The following is a 17,792-nucleotide window of genomic DNA, read 5'->3' on the forward strand; positions in this document are numbered from 1 at the left end:
GCGAGACCTATGTATAAGGTAAAGGACATCAAACTAAGTGACAGTGGCAGGAAACAGCTAGAGTGGGCAGAGAAGCATATGCCGGTTCTCATGTCAATCAGACAGAGATTTCGGAGCGAACTTCCCTTGAGGGGAACAAGAATATCGGCTGTACTTCACGTTACGAAGGAGACGGGAGCTCTAATGCTGACTCTTAAAGCGGGAGGAGCAGAAGTTAAGTTGGCAGGAAGCAACCCCTTGTCTACTCAGGATGACGTGGCGGCTTTCCTGGCCTCAGAAGGGATAGGAGTTTTCGCATGGCGAGGTGAGTCTCTGGAAGACTACTACCAAAACATGGTTGAAATAACGAGGGATGGGGCGGATCTGATCATGGATGATGGGGCGGATCTGCACAGCTTTATGCATGAGAAGTCAAGTGAAGGTGGGGAAGTCCTAGGCGGAACCGAGGAGACCACCACTGGTGTTAATAGGTTGAAGGTCATGGAGGAAGAAGGAGTACTCAGGTATCCCATTATTGCCGTCAACAACGCTTTCACTAAGTACCTCTTCGATAACAGAATAGGAACTGGTCAAAGTACGGTAGATGGAATATTAAGAGCGACCAACGTCTTGCTAGCTGGTAAAACAGTTGTGGTGGCAGGCTATGGATGGGTAGGAAGAGGGATAGCGACTAGAATGCGTGGGATGGGAGCTAAGGTAATAGTAACAGAAGTGGATCCCGTGAGAGCGTTGGAGGCCACAATGGACGGCTTCGACGTCATGCCAATGAGTAAAGCGGCCCGCCTAGGTGACTTGTTTGTTACGGCGACAGGAAACAAGGGAGTAATAAGAGAGGAACACTTGAAAAACATGAAGGACGGTGCTCTGCTTGCCAATTCTGGACATTTCGACGTAGAAATAGATGTAGCGGCCCTAAGGAGAATTGCAACGAAGAGAGAAACCCTTAGGATCGGACTCGAGAAATACGTTCTACAGGACGGTAAGACATTGTACCTACTTGCTGAAGGTAGATTAGTAAACTTGGGAGCCGCAGAGGGACATCCGAGCGAGGTAATGGATATGAGTTTCGCCAATCAGGCCTTGGCAGTAGAATATCTGGTGAAGAATAAAGGCAAGTTGGAGAAAAAAGTGTATAATGTTCCACCTAACATTGATAACTTCGTAGCCGCTACTAAACTGAAGACCATGGGAGTGGAGATAGATGAAATGACGATGGAACAGAGAGAATATGTGAAGCAATGGAGATACGGCACCTGACTTTCGTTTGTCTCTACACTCTCATTTCGTATCACATTGATTCGCGATCGAGCCCTCGGCCGGGCGGTCATCCAGATCGATTGGCTCGTGGGACTCCACGGAGTCCAAAGGCGAGGGACGCGTCTTCCCTTCAGGGCGGAGCTCAAATCCGCGTGGGAGGTCGTCGACGTTCAATGAATTTTCCCATGAACTATCGCGGCCTCGTGGACAGGTTGTCCTCGCCTCGAAGATCTCCTCCTTCCTGAGGAAACCTCGATCCTCCTTCACCATAGCGGAGGTCCAGGGGACCGTTCTGAAACTCACCGCGTGGAAGAAGGGTTAAGGAAGGTAGTTTTTCCACAGCCGTTAGTACCGACAGTCCCAAGGATGAGACCTAGCTTTTACAGCCGAGGTCTGAGGATTATTGTTACTTTTCGTTCTGACTTCCTCCCCGCCCTAAAGGGCGAGGGTTCCCCTCATCGGTTCGGTTTTACATTTCTCATCTGAGGGGCAGTAGAGAGGGTCAGAGACCCCCTCCCATTCAAGTTCACGATTGCGACAACGTCACGGTCGTTCTCGTAACCACGCGAGCACTTAAGCCAACGGTGAGCCACTTCCTCTATCGTCTTTCTACCGCACTTAGGGCAAGTCACGGAAGAGTAACTAACGAACTCAACAATCGCGTTGTGCTCCGTTGCTTGCCAAGAAATCCAGTACTGAACGCGGCGATATCGCATCAAGTAGAGTTTATCGTGAAACTCCTTCGATGGTTTATCCACGTTCTTTACGAGGTTCCTGAGGTTCTCAAGCTTAATTACGTTAGCGCCTAACCTCTTGGCTTCATCAACGATCCACTTTCCAACTTTCCTAGCTAAATCCTCCATAATTCTCTTGGCTTTTAGGTGAAAAAGTACGGATCCTGTTCAGTATCTTCTTGTTCTCCTTCCACCTTCTCGGGTACTTCCTCTGCAACCTCTCGGCTAACGACTTCCAATGAACTTCTTCGAGACGAGTCGGTATCTTAACGTAGTGTGTGTCATCCTTTCCAACGACTATTTCGTTCACGTTAACGTCCACCGCAACGCTTGATTTGGGCTCAACTCTCTCTTCCTCTTTTTCAAAGACTACTTTGAGGAAAGCCTTGTCGCCCTTGACTACTAGCCTCCTTCGTGCTCCAGCTAGCGTACTCCCTCAGGTTTCTGGGATAGCCTAAGACTGGGAGTTCACCAACGCCAGCGATCCTAACGGTCGTTCTCTCGAAGTTCACGTTATAGCTCGCTTTAGGTGTTGGCCAAACGGTTGGCTTGTATACTCTAGGGAAACGTCCTCTTCTCGGATTGCTAAACCAACCCTTGTACTGAGAGGGCGTCACGATAGCAGTCCTCGGCGACCTCTGAAGGTAGGTTGTACTCCTCCCTCAACCTCTTATACAACGCCTCGTGGACACTTGATAGGACTCCCTTTTCGTTTGAGTTTTCCGCGTTCTCTTTCGACCAGAAGAGGGCGAAACGTAGTGCTTTCACGTAGTTGTTCACGAGGGCCAGGAGGGGTTCAGTGAGGGCGACCTTCGTCGAAACTATTATTCTGATCGCTTTTTTACCCCTCATAGCCATCATGAAATTTAAGAAAAAGAAGCGTTTAAACTTTCATCCCCGCCCATAGAAGGGGCGAGGCTTTCGTTCCTTTGTAATCATAAATTACCTTTCCTTAACTCTGTTTACCGTACAGCATTAGTCTTCCTAAAATATTTACATCAGAGCTATACGCTTAACACACTGATCTAGATCTTTCTTGACCTTACTCATCAACCCATCTATAGTGGAATAGACATACTTCGGTCTACCTATTTTTCTTCCTTCTAGTCTCTTCCTCACCACAAGTCCCAGTTCCATCAAGCGTTTAAGACTAGTTTCTACAGTGGTTTTGCTTAGTCCCATAATTTTAGACATCTCTTCCGCGTCGATCGGCTTACTTAGCTCAACTATTCTTATTAGACATTCGACGTCGGTATCACTCACCTTATAACAACATTTCACAGGGTCCCTCAGCTCCCTTAGTCTTACGGGATCTTCAACCTCCGTTTCCACAATAATTACATCCTTTCCACGCTTTAAAATTTTTCTATTTTAGGTAGCTTAGGCTTTAACTTCACAAACAAACTCTAATAGCATTAATCAGCCTAAACTCCTATTAATCTTACATACTCTTTATACATACATCGATCTTGAATAAACGTAAAACCAACTTCCTTGGCTTCCTTGGCGGCCTCGTCGTCCCTTATACCTTCCTGCGCCCAAATCACTTTAACGTCCCCTCTTTCTCGTCTTCTCGAAATCGCTTCGTTTACAATGCCTCTCAATTCAGGTGAAGGTCTGAACACTTGGACAATATCTATGTTTAAGGGTACCTCCGATAGCTTGGAGTAGCTTCTTCTCCCCAATATTTCATTAACTGTGGGATTAACGGGTATTACCTCATACCCTCTCTCTATAAGGAACTTAGGAACATAATGTGATGGTTTGGCTGGATCCTTTGAGAATCCAATCGTAGCTATAGTCTTGTAAGTCTCAAAAATTCTCCGGATCTCATCGTCGCCTACCATAAAGTAGGTCAAGAAAGCCGACTATTTAACTATAACCGATCTCTCTCCGCCCTGGAAGGGGTTCTACTGCAAAGGTGTCGTGGTTACCACCGTCGGTTCGGGATCGCGTCTCCGGTGAGCGGTGGGGGGGGGGGAACTCTTCCACGTGAAAAGGGGACTTTCGTCGCTGAGCTCCAAATCTCTTGAGGAGGGAATAAGGAAGAATGTTGTTCGTCTCTCTCCCTAAGTCCCGTTGAGGCCCCAGTGGAGTTGGTGGAGAGACGTCGTTGGTATTGCTGAAAAATATCTAAAAACCATATATTAAATAAGGGAGACTATCCATCCCAGCTGGGGGCTTTCCGCCACCTCAACCTCAGCTAAGGTAAGTGCAATTGGGGAGATGGAGAACGTAGATTACAAACAAGTTAATTTTCAAGCAAGCCTTGTGAAAGTTGTGGAGAGGTATAGTAGACAGGTACTGGCACTAGGACTGGAGACTCAGGAGAAGTTGAGAGAAATTAGTATCCTCGTGGCAGGATGTGGAGCTACTGGCTCTCATGTGCTCGAGCTTCTAGTGAGAATGGGGGTAAGAGAAGTTTTAGTAGTTGACCCAGATATCGTTGAACTCAGTAATCTGCACAGAACCTCCCTCTTCAAGGAGGAAGACGTTGGATCGCCCAAGGCCAAAGTGTGTGCTAGAAGGGCAACAGAGATCAATAGCGAAGTGAGCATAAAGCCTTTCGTCGATATGATTGATCAGTCTAACGTTCTGAAGTTCGTAAAAACCGTTGACTTCGTATTTGATGGGCTGGACTCCATGTATTCCAGGTTGATCTTGAATGACGCCGCAGTACAGCTAGGTAGGCCTTTGGTCTACGGTGGAGTAGAGGGAGAGTACGGAACAGCATATTTAATAGTCCCACACAGGACGGCATGCCTCTCATGCTTCGTGGAAGGGGAGCAGGGTATTGGGTCTTGCGAGGTAATTGGGACTACGGGACCTATAATAGGTCTAGTGGCCAGTCTCGAAGTTCAGCTTTTCCTCAATTATCTAAGGGGAATTGAGGGAGTTGGTCTGACTTACATAGACGGCAAAAACCTCGAGATCAGGACCGTACCCATCTCCAAGAACCCGAAATGCCAGGCTTGTTCCTTGGGCCTCTTCAATTACCTCGGCAACAACTTTAATCCCCAACATTGTGGAATTACAAGGGTTTCTGAACCTAAGAATGAAGTTCCAACTTTCGTTAAGGACGAGGTTAAGGTGTTCGCCTCACCCGCAGGCAAAATAATATGCTACGGTTCCACCTGTTTCAACAAACTTCAAATACACTGAGGACGTAATGCCCTATAGTGGATAAGAGGGTAATACTATCGGCCGCCCTTATTCCTTTCTTTATCATCGTCTACTCTCTAGTGACCCGCCTCAATATCATTGCTACGATAGAAGGGATAAGACCACTCGTTCTGCTATCCTTCTTCGCTGCCTACTTGGGCCAAGTAGCCACACTGAGCACTAGAGACCTAGTTATAACGAAGATGGTGAGCGGAACTAGCCTTCGGTTCACTTCTACATTTAAGGCTAGACTGACTGGGAACGCAGTAGGACTCGTGGTTCCAGGATGGATAGGACCTGATCTATCGAGAGCCCTCAGGTACACAAGGGATGGAGTGAGACTACAAGACGCTCTCACGACTTCCCTGTCTGAGGCGTTTTACGATGTAATGGGTATGTGTGTAATGTTCACTGCACTGTTCTTTGCATTGGATAGGGTTCCGCTCTACATTCCTTTCTTGCTCATAGCATTGGCAAATATAGGAGGATGGCTTACAGTATTCGCCTACTTCCAGACTAACTCCCAGGTTAACTGGTTGGAGGCCAAGGCAATACAGTTCATGCCTTACAAACGACTTATTTCAAGTATATACGAGACGGTTAAGGGGAATTTCACAAAACCCATCGCTAAATTGAAGTACTTCGGAACGTTGTTAGCCCTCAGCAGCCTTGGATGGACGGTAAATGTTGTGCCCTTCTGGTACTACACAAACTCGGCCAAAGCCGCCCTGTTCACTGGCTTCCTCTACTTCGTCTCTGGACTTGTTCCCATTCCAGCCAGTGCTGTTGGGATACCGGAGATCTCCCTGAGTTTGGCCCTTCCTGCCGGCTCTGTAGTTCAAGTTGTTGTCATAGAAACTCTATGTGTGGCGAGTGGCTTCCTCTTTCTACATGAGGTCAATTTGAATGAACTTAAAAGAGTAGCTAAGGAGATCGAAAAGTAGCACATGGAGAACTTCATCGCTCCCACCCAGGAGGAGCAAGCGAGGGAGGCCATATCCCATTTGAAGAACGTTGAGTTGGTGAAGCTATCTATCCCTTACGATCCCGATGCAATGACGTTCAGTTTCCTGGTGTCGAAACTAGTGAAGCGCACCTCGATCTCTTGGCGAGGAACAGAAGGAGACGTCATCCTTAGGAAGGGTGAGAGAAAGACGATAATGATCTCTGGGACGGTATACGACATAGGGAGATCTTCCTTTAGCTCTCTGGTTCCAGTTTCATTCGAGGACGTCGAGGCCCAACTTGCAGCATTCAGCGCCTCTTGGATGATAGAAAGGAGGGAAGCTACACAGTGGGAGCTGAAAATTGTAAGGGGGATGGAGAAAGGCGGAGTTAAAGTCGAGAAGGGGCTCAGACTTCCTGCCTACAACGACATTCCACTCTACTCTTCCATACTCATGAGTGTGAACCCCTTACTGATGTCTATTTCAGGAAATAGAGAAGCGTCTCTGAAACTGGTGAAGGAAGTGGGAGGAGACGAGACGACTTATCTGAGGGACTTATCTGAGGAACGGTTGAAGAGATTAGTCGAGAAGCTCTCACAGTTCACGAACGAACAACTGATATCAACAAGGATCTTCGTGAATGAAAAGGACGTAATGGAGCTCGGATTGGGACTTCTCTACTTCTTCGACGTGGAGGGGTCCACCGTTCCTTTCAGGATTGTCCATGTCTCTGGATACTCAAGGTATTTGATCTCTAGGTATAGGAGGGAACTAGTAGGGGGGTTCCAGTTAGAATGTAGGAAAGAAGGAGGAACGTTGGTAGTGAAGACGGGATTAAGGTCTCCGCTATTTGCAGAAGTTGCTTGTCCAGAGAAGGGGGAGCAGGTCCTGTTGGAGACTCCGTCTGGACTTTTCAGTAGTAGGTATTTCCTAGAGTTCGAAGGAGAGGGGCTGGTGAGGGTAAGACGATCGTAGAGTTGGAAATCGACTTCTTAACGACGCATGGGGCCGAGATAGGACGAAGCTTGGAGGTAGACAACGTTGACTTACCAGCTGGGATGGTAATTAAAATAAGTTACGATAGTGAGAGATTGAGAGTGTTTCTCAGATGTGAAGGAAGATCAAAGGCACTCCTCACATGTAGGAACACTGCAGATGAAATTTTAGAACATGTGAAAGTAATTGAGGAAACACTAGGGGAGGAGACCAACGAGTTGAAGAAGAGAGCGGAGAAGCAAGAGGAGGACATTGAGGGAGAGGAAAGTGATTAGAAAGTTTTAAAGGTATAGGTGGCGGGAAGAACCTATGCCGCTTAGACCAGGGAGATGCTATAGGAAGTTCTCTGGCCCACCATATACGAGGAGAGAGTACATTCCCGGATTTCCCATGCCTAAAATAACTAAGTTCACCAGCGGCTCTCCCCACGGTGACTACGACTACGAAGTCAGATTGGTCACAGTACAAAAGGGGCAGATAAGACATAACGCGTTAGAGGCCATGAGGACCATAACTCTGAAGACCATGGCATCCAAGGTTGGCAATGAGACAGACTTCTTCCTTTGGGTGCTGAAGTATCCGCACCACATAATAAGGGAGAACAAGATGATGGCGTTCGCAGGGGCAGACAGATTACAGGATGGCATGAGACTTTCCTTTGGAAAGCCAATAGGAACTGCTGCAAGAATAGAAAAACTGGAGGAGCCCATAATTATCCTTAAAGTGAAGAAGCAGCATCTAGAGGCAGCAAAGGAGGCTCTAACCATAGCCGCAATGAAGATGCCTCTGAGAAGTAGGATAGACGTCGTAAAAGTGAAGTGAAAGATGATTCTGGATGTATATTTTAGAAGAGCAGAGACTTAAGGAGGAAATAAGGAGTAGAAAAGCCAAGAGAGTGTTGCTTCAGTTTCCAGACGGCCTAAAGCCGCTCTCCACCGAGGTAGTTCGGAGGTTAGGTGAATTACTTCCCGAAGTGGAGTTCTTGACCTCAGGCGAGCCGAGTTTTGGGTCCTGCGATATAGCGGAAGACGAGGCCAGGTTACTTAACGTAGACCTGATAGTTCACTTTGGACACACTCCCTACACCTGGTACTACCCCAAATTCCCTACGCTATTCGTTGACGCCAAGAGCACCCTTACTGTGACACCAGAGGAATTAAACGAACTCAGGACAGCTATAAGAAGGAGGGAGGCTAGAACTATCTCACTAACTTCCACGGTGCAGCACAGCGACGTGCTAAAGGAGGTTGCAAATTATTTGAGGAGCGAGTATGAGGTGAAAATAGGCAAACCGTCAAATCCGTTCATGTACGATGGGCAGGTGTGGGGCTGTGACTATAAGGCCGCAACTACTGTGAATGCTGACGTATACATCAACGTCTCAGGTGGAGAGTTCCATTCGCTTGGACTCGGATTGGCCACCGGTAAACCCACCTTGAACCTCGACCCCTACACGGGAACCGTGAAGGACGTAACGGAAGAGGTGTGGAAAGTACTGAAGGTCCGATACTCGAAAATGTACAAGGCCATGGAGGGCACCACATGGGTAGTAATCCAGGGGCTTAAAGTTGGACAGAATAGGCCACTCATGGTGAAATACCTAGTGAGCAGCCTCGAGAAGAGAGGGATGAGGACGTTTACGTTCACGTCGAAGTACCTCACAAAGGAGAGTATAAGAAACTTCGACAGAAGCTACATAGACGCATATGTGGTAACGTCGTGCCCGAGGCTCCCAACTGACGACTTCTACGACTTCGAGAAGCCCGTGTTGACCCCGGGCGAGGCGAAGATGATAATAACCGGTAAGATGGAACCCTACATATTCCCGTGGTGAGTATATGGACCAAGGAAACGTTGTGCTTCCTGGCACCTACTTGTCGACCATAGAGGAGTTCATGCCAGGAGACGGGACATATGAGAAAGAAGGGGCCGTCTACGCCGGCGTAGTGGGAAGGACGTTCTACGACATGATAAACAGAAAGGTGAACGTCATATGCTTCAAAAGGAACTACATCCAGGTCCTGAGGAAGGCAAAGTCTCTCCTTGGCATAGTTATGTCGGTAAGCGAAGATCAGGCCCAAGTCTACATAGTGGCGGCTGATGACACCCGTTTCGTTAGACCTTTCTCTGGAGTTCTTCATGCTTCTCAGGTCTATCAAAAGCATGTGGACCAAATAACTCAAGGTGTGAGAACTGGTGATGTTATAAGGGCTAGGCCTATGTCAACTGTTGTGCCTGTCCCACTAAGTATAAAGGCTAAGGAGTTCGGCGTTATCCTCGCATACTGTTCTCAATGCGGCAGTATTATGAAGAGAATAGATGATGACCACGTCAAATGCACAAAGTGTGGTCAGGTGGAAACGAGGAAACTATCAAGCTTTGGTATGGTGAGGAGGCATGGAAGTCAAGGTTAAGAAGACTGGAATAAACTACGCGGAAGTGGAAATAGAAGGAGAGGAACACACTCTGGGTTCGCTACTAGTTGACCTCCTACTTAAGGAAGACCACGTGAAGATAGCGTCATACTCCCTGCCGCATCCACTCGTGGAGAAGATAGTGATCAAGATCCTGACAGATGGAGAGATAGAACCAAAGGTTGCCTTAGAAAAGGCCATAGAGAAGGGTATTGAGCTGAGTAAGAAATTTCAAAGAGACGTAGAAGAAATTTGAAGAGAGGCACCAGGGTTGGGATTCTAGTAGAGGGGAGTACTTTCTTCCTCTGCGTATTTAGAGGGTTTTTCTTGGAGGCATTCTTCATCGGAGTTTCGAAGGCGGACGTTCTTTCTAAACTGGAGGAAAGTGGAGTAACCAAGGAGATCAGTTATTCCAATTTCGGTTTGGGAAGGGAATATTCTGGAGAGCTGATAGAACGCTGTGTTAGGATAGCCGAAGGACTGAAGGAAAAACTAAAAAACTATTGAACTCGAAGTGTAGTTCTATCGGTGTGTAGTTATGAAGTTCTGCCCAAAATGTAAGACAATGATGAGCCCAAAGAAGGTAGACGGCCGAACCACGTACAGATGCCCCAAGTGTGGTTACGAGGAAGAAGCAACTCAGAGCCTCACCATAGTGACTAGAGTCAGACATGACGATAAAGAAAAGATGTTGGTATTAGATGAGCAGGTGCCCGCGGGAAGCCAAAAAATGAAGGGAATAATCTGTCCAAGCTGTGGTGGAGATGAGGCCTTCTACTGGATGCTTCAGACTAGGAGCGCTGATGAACCTATCACAAGATTCTACAAGTGCACTAAGTGCGGTAAGGTATGGAGGGAATATGAGTAAAACGTTAAAGACCCCCTAAATAGTAGCTGTAGTGGACCCGTAGCTCAGCCAGGACAGAGCGCTGGCCTTCTAAGCCAGTGGTCGGGGGTTCGAATCCCCCCGGGTCCGTGAATTTAGGTTCTGGGGTAGGGAGCTTTTCACTTCACGGCTTACGATTAGCCTAGACACACCCACAATAACATTATCCGAGACTTGACGAATTAATGTAATTAATTGATTTAAAATTAATAAAAACGACCTATAATACTACCTAACTACAGACCAGAGAGCTGAATTCTCGAGGAACCAATTTCTTAGTCAAATCTTTAGCTTCCTCCTTGCCCTGAAAGTCTTTCCTCCAGGAGTTTCGTCGTTCCCGCCATCAGTTCGGGTCTAGTTTGGTGGACAGTAGGTGGCCCAGATGACCCACTCCATTCGAAATTAACGAAGGAACCTTCATCGATTTCATCTGATTCTGTCAAAAGGTAGGATTGGGGGTTGATCCTTCCTCAGTTTCGTCGAGTCTGGAGGAACGTCATTAGCTTCAATAAGATCGTACATAAATAGTGATATATAAATCGTCGTTCCCGCCCTAAAGGGCGGAGCTTTCATTGACTTGTAAACCCTTGCTCCTCGAGTTGGGACTAAAAACGAAGGAGTGTGCCTAAAGCGAGAAGTGACGGCCTTGGATTCCATTGTCGATCTTTCCCACAACTTTAGCGGGGTCTGGCAAAATTGATTAAAGGTTAGAGATAACGTGAAGGTATGCCCACAATAAGGGAAACCTTGGTGGAATCTTACCATTTAGTGAATCCAGCAGACGCTAATCCTCTAGGTATCCTTCACGGAGGACATATGATGGATTGGTTAGTCAATGCTGGCACTTTAACAGCATCGAGAGTGGCTAGGGGGGAGGTCGTGCTAGCCTTCCTAGACGACGTCTTCTTCATAAGACCAGTACATGTAGGCGACATGGTTAGAATTAAGGCATGGGTGGAGTATGTAGGCAAGTCGTCAATGGAGGTGGGAGTGTTGGCGGAGGCTGGAAAGAACAGTAGTAACTTCTCAACTGCTACTCTATCCTACATGGTTTTCGTGGCCGTGAGTCCACGTGGAGAGCCACGTGAGGTAGCGACCAAGGTTGAGCCTGGGAGGGATGAAGCCCTATATGAGGCCGCCAAGAATAGATGGCTAGAGAGGAGGGCTAAAGTAGCAGACAGAAGGGCCAAAGCTGAGGAGGTTACTCCGCTGGCGCCAGACTCAGAGTGGAAGGTAACGTCTTACAGGATCGTCCTCTCTTCCGACACGGTTTACGGGAACGCGATGTTCGGAGGAAGACTCCTGAAGATATTGGACGAACTTTCAGATGTGGTGGCGTCGAGGTTCGCCCAAGGGGTAGTAGTAACTGGAAATGTCGACAACATGAGCTTCTACTGGCCCATGAGGGTTGGCGATATTGTAGAGGTAACGACGGCACTGAACTACGTGGGGAAGACCTCAATGGAGATCGGAATAAAGGTGATCTGCGAGGATCCGTACACCGGCAGGAGACATCACGCCACTACTAGCTACTATACATTCGTCCATCTAGGCTCAGACGCTAGGCCGGCCCCAGTTCCACAATACGTCCCGAAAACAGAGGATGAAAAGAAGAGATGGGAAGAGGGGAAGCAGAGAAGTGAGCAGAGAAGGAGGAGACTAGAGGAGGTGAAGGAGATAATCGAGAAGGGAGTCTTCATTATGCCTTCCAATTAAGTGAAGACGGTTTCAATTTCAAGCTATCTATAAGTATCTTAATCAAGCAGAGAACTTGGATAAGTAAAACTATTTTAAAAGTTATATTATATTATAATTATTATGATATAAAATCAAGTAGCCCGAGGTGTTTGTGGTGCTATTCTGTAGACCAATGGCGAGGAATGATTGTTTATATCCCTGTCCGTTAAGTAGGTTCAGTGCAGTCAGAGCCTTGGTTGTCATGGCGTTATTTGAGGTGAGAGAAACTAATACGGCCCCACCGTACTGGTTTATCACCTCTAGTACACCAGAGAAGCCCCCTACTACGCTCTCGTTCTCTTTCATAGATACGGTGAAGTTGTATCCATCGATGACATACTGACTGAAGTAGCTAAGGGAGAGATCTATACTCCCGTTCTGTAGGTACGAGACGTTGAAGGGAATTGCAGTTGGCGAAGTTATAGGGGTAGAGAAGGCAACGAAGTCCATCCTTATGGGGTACGAGATTGCGTAGTTCAAGCTAGCATTGATGATACCTCTATTAGAGGAGACCTCGTGGAAGGACTCATCGAGCTCGGCGTATTGGAAGTAATTGTTGAACTGTTGAAACGCCTGAAAACTTCCCCACTGTCTCACGAAACTAGTTTCTTCCCCGTGCAAGAACCTGAGTATTGCTCCATACTCGATCACATAGTGCCCGTCCTCTTGATAGTATGTTCCTGAGAAGCTCCCTTGAAATATGGGAGCCGAGTCCATGAAGCTGGAACCATACTTAGTCAGTTTAGCGCTGATCATGGGATTTGAGGGGTTGTTCCAAAGCAGCAGCACGCCGGCGAGGTCCCAATCGAAGGCGTTAGAACCGCTTAGGCTACTGGCCTCCCTCAGGTTGGTCACACTCACTGAAAGGGTGGGATGGAGGCTTAACGCTAGGAGCGGTGTGAGTTCAATGAAGTAGCTGGAATGGAAGGACAGGGTGTTTATAGATGTTACGGGCCTCCAAGCGAACAGGTCGATCCCCCCGGTGTAGATGGTCTCAAAAGGGTTAAGAACGCCAGCTATAAGGGAGTCATACCTAACTACAATGCTCCTTGTGGCTGGCTCGTTGGTGTACCAGAACTCGTCTAGTCCTCCTCCTTCTTCGTAGAGAAGGAGGAGGTCCCTGTAAGTGCCGTTGGGAATGGTGATGTTTTGAGAGTAGGAGGGACGAGAGGGATTCAGAACGACGTAGGAGTAGTTCATGCTGTTCACAAAGAGTGGAATGAAATCGTTTGGAAGTCCTTCCGGCTTAGCTCCGGGATAAAGGTAAAGGGTAGCGTTGACTTCGTATATACCAGTAATATTAATTGACTTGTCTATATAGTTTGGGATCACGATCTGGAAGGTAACGTTCCCCTTCAGTAGGTTCTCGAAGAGTGTCAGGTCGGCCTCAGCAGTGGAGTTCAATATCTCTTGAGTTGAACCCCAGAACACTGGTACTCCGTTCGCGAAGACGTAGGCTGCTCTATCGAACTGGGCCCCGTCGGTCTCCCTCACTGAGACGTTAAGCAAAACCATCGAGTAGTTTCCAGCCGGAATGTGCACCTTCCTTATAATAGGGGCCAATCCTGTGTTAGTCACTGCGGCGTTCCTGGCTATTACCACCTCGATGGGAGTAACGTTAGGAGGATGCAGCCCGTAAGCTTCGAAGGAGTAGTACATAGGGTCGTAACGGAGGACACTGGAAGAGGCTGTGACGTTGAAGAAGAGCCGCGGAGTGTAGGAATGAGAAAAGGACGCAGGAACAGCGGGGGCTGCAGTTAAAACTACGAAGATCAATAGTACGAGCCACCTCATCATTCCCGCCTCCTCAAGGTGGAGACAGAGGCCACGATCAATCCCACTACTGCCAGCACTAACGTTAAGTAAAGGAGAGCGTCTGTGAACCCTATCTTCGAGCTTAGATCGGAGAGACCACCGAAGATGGAACTTATCTGCACAGCAGTACGGACTTGATGGAACGAGTTGAACAGGGTGAAGTTGAGGTAGTACTGGACACCGTTCGAGGCCACAACCTGAAGGATGTACTCCCCGTCGGGTTCGATCGTTGCGTTAAAGGGCACAGTGAGCTGAACTCCATCGGCTCGCCTAGAAGCCTCAAATGGGATTGGAACCCCATCTAGCATTACAGAGAGGACCCTGACTTGAGGACCAAGAACACTGAAGTTGACGTAAGATGTGGGAGAGGTCAGATTAAACTCAGCCGGCCTTATTGTCGGAGGAGGCAGAGTAGATAGATTCGAAACGTGGACGAAAGAAGTTCCATGCTCTTGGATCTCGCTGTTGCTTTGATTGAAGGCGTAAGATAGGTTAGAGAGGGTGGAGGAATAAAGTTGGACTGTGGAGTTTAGTGCAGTTATTCCGACCTCAGAATTGGATATCTTGGAGTCGAACATCAACAACTCGGACCCGATCAGTTTCACGGAGGAGAGCAAAGAGGAGACTACAGTGACGGTGGAGTTACGTGCCTCTAACTTCCCGACAACTACGTCGTTCAGGGTTACGTTGATACCGTTCACATCTAGAGACGGTATGTAAACGTCACTCATGGAGATGCCGCCAGTTAACGGGTAAGCTAGAGGTACGTTGCTCTCGTTGAGGGAGGAAATAGTTTGTGGTCCTATGTAGGTGTAAGGCATGACGTTGAACTCTTCTCCTGGTGTCACTAGGTTTGCCCCCAACGGTGTGGAACCTGAGATTACCACCTGCCACACTCCCGACAGCGAGGAAACGGACAATCCTTGATACGGACCCTCATTGAGAATGGAGGGAATGACATACTCCCCATTCCATAGCTTTGTAGTGCTATTGTACTGTAACGGTACCTCCACTTCTCCGCTAATTAGTGGGGTTTCATAGCTCAGCTCCCTAGGCAACAGGATGGCAGAGAAAGTACCGTACTGGACAGGCGTTCCATTGGAGTAAGTGATGGAGACTCTCACGTCGATGGTCTCTCCTTCATAGACTAGGGGGTCAACGTGGACTTGATAGTTGAGGGCCTCTGTGGAGACGTAGAATGAGAGGTTGTAGAGCCCTAGCAGTTCACCTGTAGAGGTATTGGCCTCTGCCACGAACTCCACTGTGTAGAACCCAGGTGTAAAGTTACCCGGCACAGTGAAGTTGGCCTCGTGGTATCCAAAGAGATTGAAGACTCCGAATTGGGTTACGTCGGGAGCAAGGAACATGGGAACCGCTGCTACTAACTTTCCTGAGGAAGAATAGAAGTACGCAGTGATATTAGAAGTGAACAAACCTAATCCGCTAGGTTGGTATGCCGCAGCAAGCAAGGTGATAGTCTCTCCAGGGGACGCAGAAGCCATCGCTCCGTTCACTGGTGTGAGAATGTAAGCCAGCATTTGAAGTCCGAAGTAAACGTAGGTGTACGCCCCACCGAGGGAATTATTAACGAAGAACAAGTAGGAACCCTGTGGGTCCGTAGAGGGCAGTAACCCTTCTCCTTCATACAATCCCTGGCCTATCGGTAGGAGAGTCACGTTCAACACAGTTCTTCCTTGTCTAACTAAATGCGCAATTAGAGTGGAGTTATCGATCGGAGTCCCGTTTGGGTACATCTCGTAGGCTACGACTTGGAAAGGTTGGTTCACTTCGAGAGGAGGTCCGTAAGGGTAGGGAACCGGATATACAATTGTAACGCCAGCACCTACTTCTACGTACTGTATTCCAGAGCCACTTAGATTATTGTAGGTTCCGTTGACCGTCAACCTCCACATGCCAGGAGAGGCGTTGAGAGGAATCGTGAATGAGGAAGTCCACTCCAGGTCAGTTGAGTTGAACAGTAGTGGAACCCTCAGGGTGTAGCCACGACCGTCAGAGAAGTAGGCCTGGAAGTGACCGGAGGTGACGGGGGTGCCGTCGTAGGTGACGTAGGCCGTCACCTGTACGGCCGAGCCCTGGAGGTACCAAGGAGTGCCGTCGGTGGAGACGGAGATGGAGAGCCCGGGCCTGAGGGAGGAGAGGAGGGAGAGGAGGAGGCCGCCGTCAGGTGTGCCCAGGCCGGTGGTGCCTGGCCCCGGGCCGTAGAGGCCGTTGAAGCCGAAGGTGACGTTGTGGAGGGCACCCCTGACGAGGGGGAGCACCCCGTTCAGGTCCCCGAGTGGGCCGAGCCTGGAGTCCAGGTCCGCCACCACCCCGGCCCAGGTGGGGGCGGCCAGGCTGGTCCCGCCGACGGCGAGGAGCTGTCCCTCCGCCACCACAGCGAGGCCGGTGTAGGGGTCGGCGTCGGCCGAGACGGTGGGAACGGTCACCCCGGGGAAGAGGGTGGACGGGCCTCCTCCAGTGGAGACGTCCTGCCCGTAGAGCGGGTCCACGCTCCAGGCCGTCTCGTAGCCGTAGGTGGCGGTGCTGTTGAGGGCCCACAGGTAGCCGGACGTGACGTTCACGTAGAGCGCGGTCCCTCCCACGGAGGTGACGAAGGGGGAGGAGGCGGGGAAGAGGGCACCCCCGTAGGCCACCGGGGTTCCCCCAGTTGCCCCCTCGTCCCCGGAGGCAGCTAGGAAGGTGATCCCTTCGGCGGAGCCCAGGGCGAAGTAGAAGTTGGCGTAGGGGTAGTTCAAGGTGTAGGATGGAAACGTGGTATAAAATCCTGTCATTCCGAACAAGTTCTCTGGAATTCCCCAACTCATGGACACTACGTCGGCTAGATCAGCGCTCACCACGTAATCTATTGCCTGATAAAGGGCATTGCCGGCGTTGGAAGCAACCACCACGTCTATGTGTGCGTAAGGCGCCATGGAATGCACTGCCTCTACGTCTAGAGCGGTCTCAACGTCCCAACCAAAGATGTAGCCTAAAACTGGGTGATAAGGCCCTATGGGGATGACAGTTATGTTGGTTGGAGGGAGGTGGAACCTCTGATCGAAGGCCTGTACATCTTGAAGAAGTAAGGGATCTCCATACGCATCTATCACAGCGACTGTTACATTACGTTCAGTTGGAGATATGATGGGAGTAACGTTATAAGCACCTTGCAGATCTTGTGGCGTGTAAACGTCAGCGGCTATCGGGAAGGCTAGCGGCATCGAGTTGGGTAAGTCAACCCTCGAGATCAACCCTTTCTGAATTTTGCCCAACACGATTAACTGAGGTCTTATCTCGCTGTAGTTATCTAGTCCTACTATTATCGTTCCCTGAAGGGGGCCTGGAACCTGAGGTGGAGATGAAGGTGCGTAGTACAACTCACCTGCTCTATCATATAACTCTAATCTTGTCTGGAATAGGCTCTCCACTACTCGCGCTGGGGCCTCGACCATTAGGGAGAACCGGTCAGGACTCTGGTAAACTACAGTGAAGCCGTTAGCCTCCAAGTAGTTCAGAATCGAACTGAACATGGAGGCAGGTGGAGAGAACTCCTTGAGGACCTGAGAACGATTCAGCGGTGGGGCCTGCTTCTGAGACACTTCCTGAGCGTAAATGAGAAGTAGGGAGTAATGCCTAGGTGGAATAAAGATAGATAAAGTTACCGGAACGTCCAGCGGTAGGGAAGCTGTCACGTTTCCACTCAGCTCTGGACCCACGTATTGTGCCACAACGATGTTGGGTATCCATGGGTAAGACATGGAAAGAAGAAAGAGAACAAATATGACCAAACCCGCTTCTCGTTTCATCTGAGTTCACTATAGTGCGCTCACTAGTGTAAATCTCT

General features: G+C 48.9%; 16 protein-coding genes, 1 tRNA gene and 1 pseudogene. 13 read left to right on the forward strand and 5 right to left on the reverse strand.

From position 1 onward, the window contains the following. Window positions 1–9 precede the first annotated feature (9 nt). The gene (gene ahcY, locus HS1genome_RS11480; protein WP_126451172.1) at window positions 10–1,257 is read left to right on the forward strand and encodes an adenosylhomocysteinase; all 1,248 of its coding nucleotides are present in this window, start codon (window positions 10–12) and stop codon (window positions 1,255–1,257) included. A gap of 455 nt (window positions 1,258–1,712) precedes the next feature. Here ahcY and HS1genome_RS11485 read toward each other — a convergent pair. The 3 genes and pseudogenes from HS1genome_RS11485 to HS1genome_RS11495 form a co-directional block, all read right to left on the reverse strand. Next, window positions 1,713–2,849 (reverse strand): annotated as a pseudogene (locus tag HS1genome_RS11485) (RNA-guided endonuclease TnpB family protein). 135 nt (window positions 2,850–2,984) lie between these two features. Beyond that, a complete protein-coding gene (gene lrs14 / locus HS1genome_RS11490; RefSeq protein ID WP_126451173.1) occupies window positions 2,985–3,323 on the reverse strand; it encodes an Lrs14 family HTH-type transcriptional regulator in 339 nt (112 codons plus the stop codon). A gap of 92 nt (window positions 3,324–3,415) precedes the next feature. Beyond that, a complete protein-coding gene (locus HS1genome_RS11495) occupies window positions 3,416–3,838 on the reverse strand; it encodes a CoA-binding protein (RefSeq protein WP_126451174.1) in 423 nt (140 codons plus the stop codon). Between the two features lie 379 nt (window positions 3,839–4,217). Between HS1genome_RS11495 and HS1genome_RS11500 the strand changes: the two genes are divergently transcribed. The 12 genes from HS1genome_RS11500 (at window position 4,218) to HS1genome_RS11555 (ending at window position 12,112) form a co-directional block, all read left to right on the forward strand. Then, window positions 4,218–5,153, forward strand: a complete 936-nt coding sequence (locus HS1genome_RS11500; protein WP_126451175.1) for a HesA/MoeB/ThiF family protein — start codon at window positions 4,218–4,220, stop codon at window positions 5,151–5,153. Between the two features lie 17 nt (window positions 5,154–5,170). Further along, entirely contained in the window at window positions 5,171–6,097 is a 927-nt protein-coding gene (locus HS1genome_RS11505; protein ID WP_126451176.1) for a hypothetical protein, read from the forward strand. A 3-nt stretch (window positions 6,098–6,100) separates the two neighbouring features. Continuing rightward, window positions 6,101–7,075: an SSO0295 family DNA-binding domain-containing protein gene (locus HS1genome_RS11510; RefSeq protein ID WP_126451177.1), complete on the forward strand. Its 975-nt coding sequence runs from the start codon at window positions 6,101–6,103 to the stop codon at window positions 7,073–7,075. Between the two features lie 2 nt (window positions 7,076–7,077). After that, entirely contained in the window at window positions 7,078–7,371 is a 294-nt protein-coding gene (locus HS1genome_RS11515) for a KEOPS complex subunit Pcc1 (RefSeq protein ID WP_268243624.1), read from the forward strand. A 34-nt stretch (window positions 7,372–7,405) separates the two neighbouring features. Next, a complete protein-coding gene (locus tag HS1genome_RS11520; RefSeq protein WP_126451179.1) occupies window positions 7,406–7,918 on the forward strand; it encodes a 50S ribosomal protein L16 in 513 nt (170 codons plus the stop codon). Between the two features lie 13 nt (window positions 7,919–7,931). Next, window positions 7,932–8,930 (forward strand): diphthamide biosynthesis enzyme Dph2, encoded by a 999-nt coding sequence (gene dph2, locus HS1genome_RS11525; protein ID WP_126451180.1) that lies wholly within the window; start codon window positions 7,932–7,934, stop codon window positions 8,928–8,930. Between the two features lie 4 nt (window positions 8,931–8,934). Continuing rightward, window positions 8,935–9,510: an exosome complex RNA-binding protein Csl4 gene (locus tag HS1genome_RS11530; protein ID WP_126451181.1), complete on the forward strand. Its 576-nt coding sequence runs from the start codon at window positions 8,935–8,937 to the stop codon at window positions 9,508–9,510. Continuing rightward, window positions 9,494–9,766: a DNA-directed RNA polymerase subunit L gene (locus HS1genome_RS11535; protein WP_126451182.1), complete on the forward strand. Its 273-nt coding sequence runs from the start codon at window positions 9,494–9,496 to the stop codon at window positions 9,764–9,766. Before HS1genome_RS11530 ends, HS1genome_RS11535 begins: the two co-directional genes overlap by 17 nt. Next, window positions 9,763–10,017: a hypothetical protein gene (locus tag HS1genome_RS11540; RefSeq protein WP_126451183.1), complete on the forward strand. Its 255-nt coding sequence runs from the start codon at window positions 9,763–9,765 to the stop codon at window positions 10,015–10,017. The genes HS1genome_RS11535 and HS1genome_RS11540 overlap by 4 nt, the downstream gene beginning before the upstream one ends. 31 nt (window positions 10,018–10,048) lie before the next feature. Then, on the forward strand, window positions 10,049–10,378 hold the full coding sequence (locus HS1genome_RS11545; protein ID WP_126451184.1) for a transcription factor S: 330 nt from the start codon (window positions 10,049–10,051) through the stop codon (window positions 10,376–10,378). A gap of 33 nt (window positions 10,379–10,411) precedes the next feature. Then, a tRNA-Arg gene (locus HS1genome_RS11550) sits at window positions 10,412–10,486 on the forward strand. Window positions 10,487–11,122: 636 nt separating this feature from the next. Continuing rightward, window positions 11,123–12,112 (forward strand): acyl-CoA thioesterase, encoded by a 990-nt coding sequence (locus HS1genome_RS11555; protein WP_126451185.1) that lies wholly within the window; start codon window positions 11,123–11,125, stop codon window positions 12,110–12,112. A gap of 81 nt (window positions 12,113–12,193) precedes the next feature. Here the strand turns inward: HS1genome_RS11555 and HS1genome_RS11560 are convergent, their stop codons facing one another. Together HS1genome_RS11560 and HS1genome_RS11565 are read right to left on the reverse strand one after the other, a co-directional pair. Then, on the reverse strand, window positions 12,194–13,930 hold the full coding sequence (locus tag HS1genome_RS11560; RefSeq protein WP_229768272.1) for a peptide-N4-asparagine amidase: 1,737 nt from the start codon (window positions 13,928–13,930) through the stop codon (window positions 12,194–12,196). After that, window positions 13,927–17,754, reverse strand: a complete 3,828-nt coding sequence (locus tag HS1genome_RS11565) for a protease pro-enzyme activation domain-containing protein (RefSeq protein WP_126451186.1) — start codon at window positions 17,752–17,754, stop codon at window positions 13,927–13,929. The genes HS1genome_RS11560 and HS1genome_RS11565 overlap by 4 nt, the downstream gene beginning before the upstream one ends. Window positions 17,755–17,792: the final 38 nt, after the last annotated feature.

This window comes from Sulfodiicoccus acidiphilus (genome assembly GCF_003967175.1).
GTDB classification, from domain to species: domain Archaea; phylum Thermoproteota; class Thermoprotei_A; order Sulfolobales; family Sulfolobaceae; genus Sulfodiicoccus; species Sulfodiicoccus acidiphilus.

What these genes read in the sequence shown, in the direction of transcription:
- ahcY (WP_126451172.1), top strand. Translation starts at nt 10, where the DNA reads ATGTATAAGGTAAAGGACATCAAACTAAGTGACAGTGGCAGGAAACAG.
- HS1genome_RS11495 (WP_126451174.1), bottom strand. Translation starts at nt 3,838, where the DNA reads ATGGTAGGCGACGATGAGATCCGGAGAATTTTTGAGACTTACAAGACT.
- HS1genome_RS11500 (WP_126451175.1), top strand. Translation starts at nt 4,218, where the DNA reads ATGGAGAACGTAGATTACAAACAAGTTAATTTTCAAGCAAGCCTTGTG.
- HS1genome_RS11510 (WP_126451177.1), top strand. Translation starts at nt 6,101, where the DNA reads ATGGAGAACTTCATCGCTCCCACCCAGGAGGAGCAAGCGAGGGAGGCC.
- HS1genome_RS11520 (WP_126451179.1), top strand. Translation starts at nt 7,406, where the DNA reads ATGCCGCTTAGACCAGGGAGATGCTATAGGAAGTTCTCTGGCCCACCA.
- dph2 (WP_126451180.1), top strand. Translation starts at nt 7,932, where the DNA reads ATGTATATTTTAGAAGAGCAGAGACTTAAGGAGGAAATAAGGAGTAGA.
- HS1genome_RS11530 (WP_126451181.1), top strand. Translation starts at nt 8,935, where the DNA reads ATGGACCAAGGAAACGTTGTGCTTCCTGGCACCTACTTGTCGACCATA.
- HS1genome_RS11535 (WP_126451182.1), top strand. Translation starts at nt 9,494, where the DNA reads ATGGAAGTCAAGGTTAAGAAGACTGGAATAAACTACGCGGAAGTGGAA.
- HS1genome_RS11545 (WP_126451184.1), top strand. Translation starts at nt 10,049, where the DNA reads ATGAAGTTCTGCCCAAAATGTAAGACAATGATGAGCCCAAAGAAGGTA.
- HS1genome_RS11555 (WP_126451185.1), top strand. Translation starts at nt 11,123, where the DNA reads ATGCCCACAATAAGGGAAACCTTGGTGGAATCTTACCATTTAGTGAAT.
- HS1genome_RS11560 (WP_229768272.1), bottom strand. Translation starts at nt 13,930, where the DNA reads ATGATGAGGTGGCTCGTACTATTGATCTTCGTAGTTTTAACTGCAGCC.
- HS1genome_RS11565 (WP_126451186.1), bottom strand. Translation starts at nt 17,754, where the DNA reads ATGAAACGAGAAGCGGGTTTGGTCATATTTGTTCTCTTTCTTCTTTCC.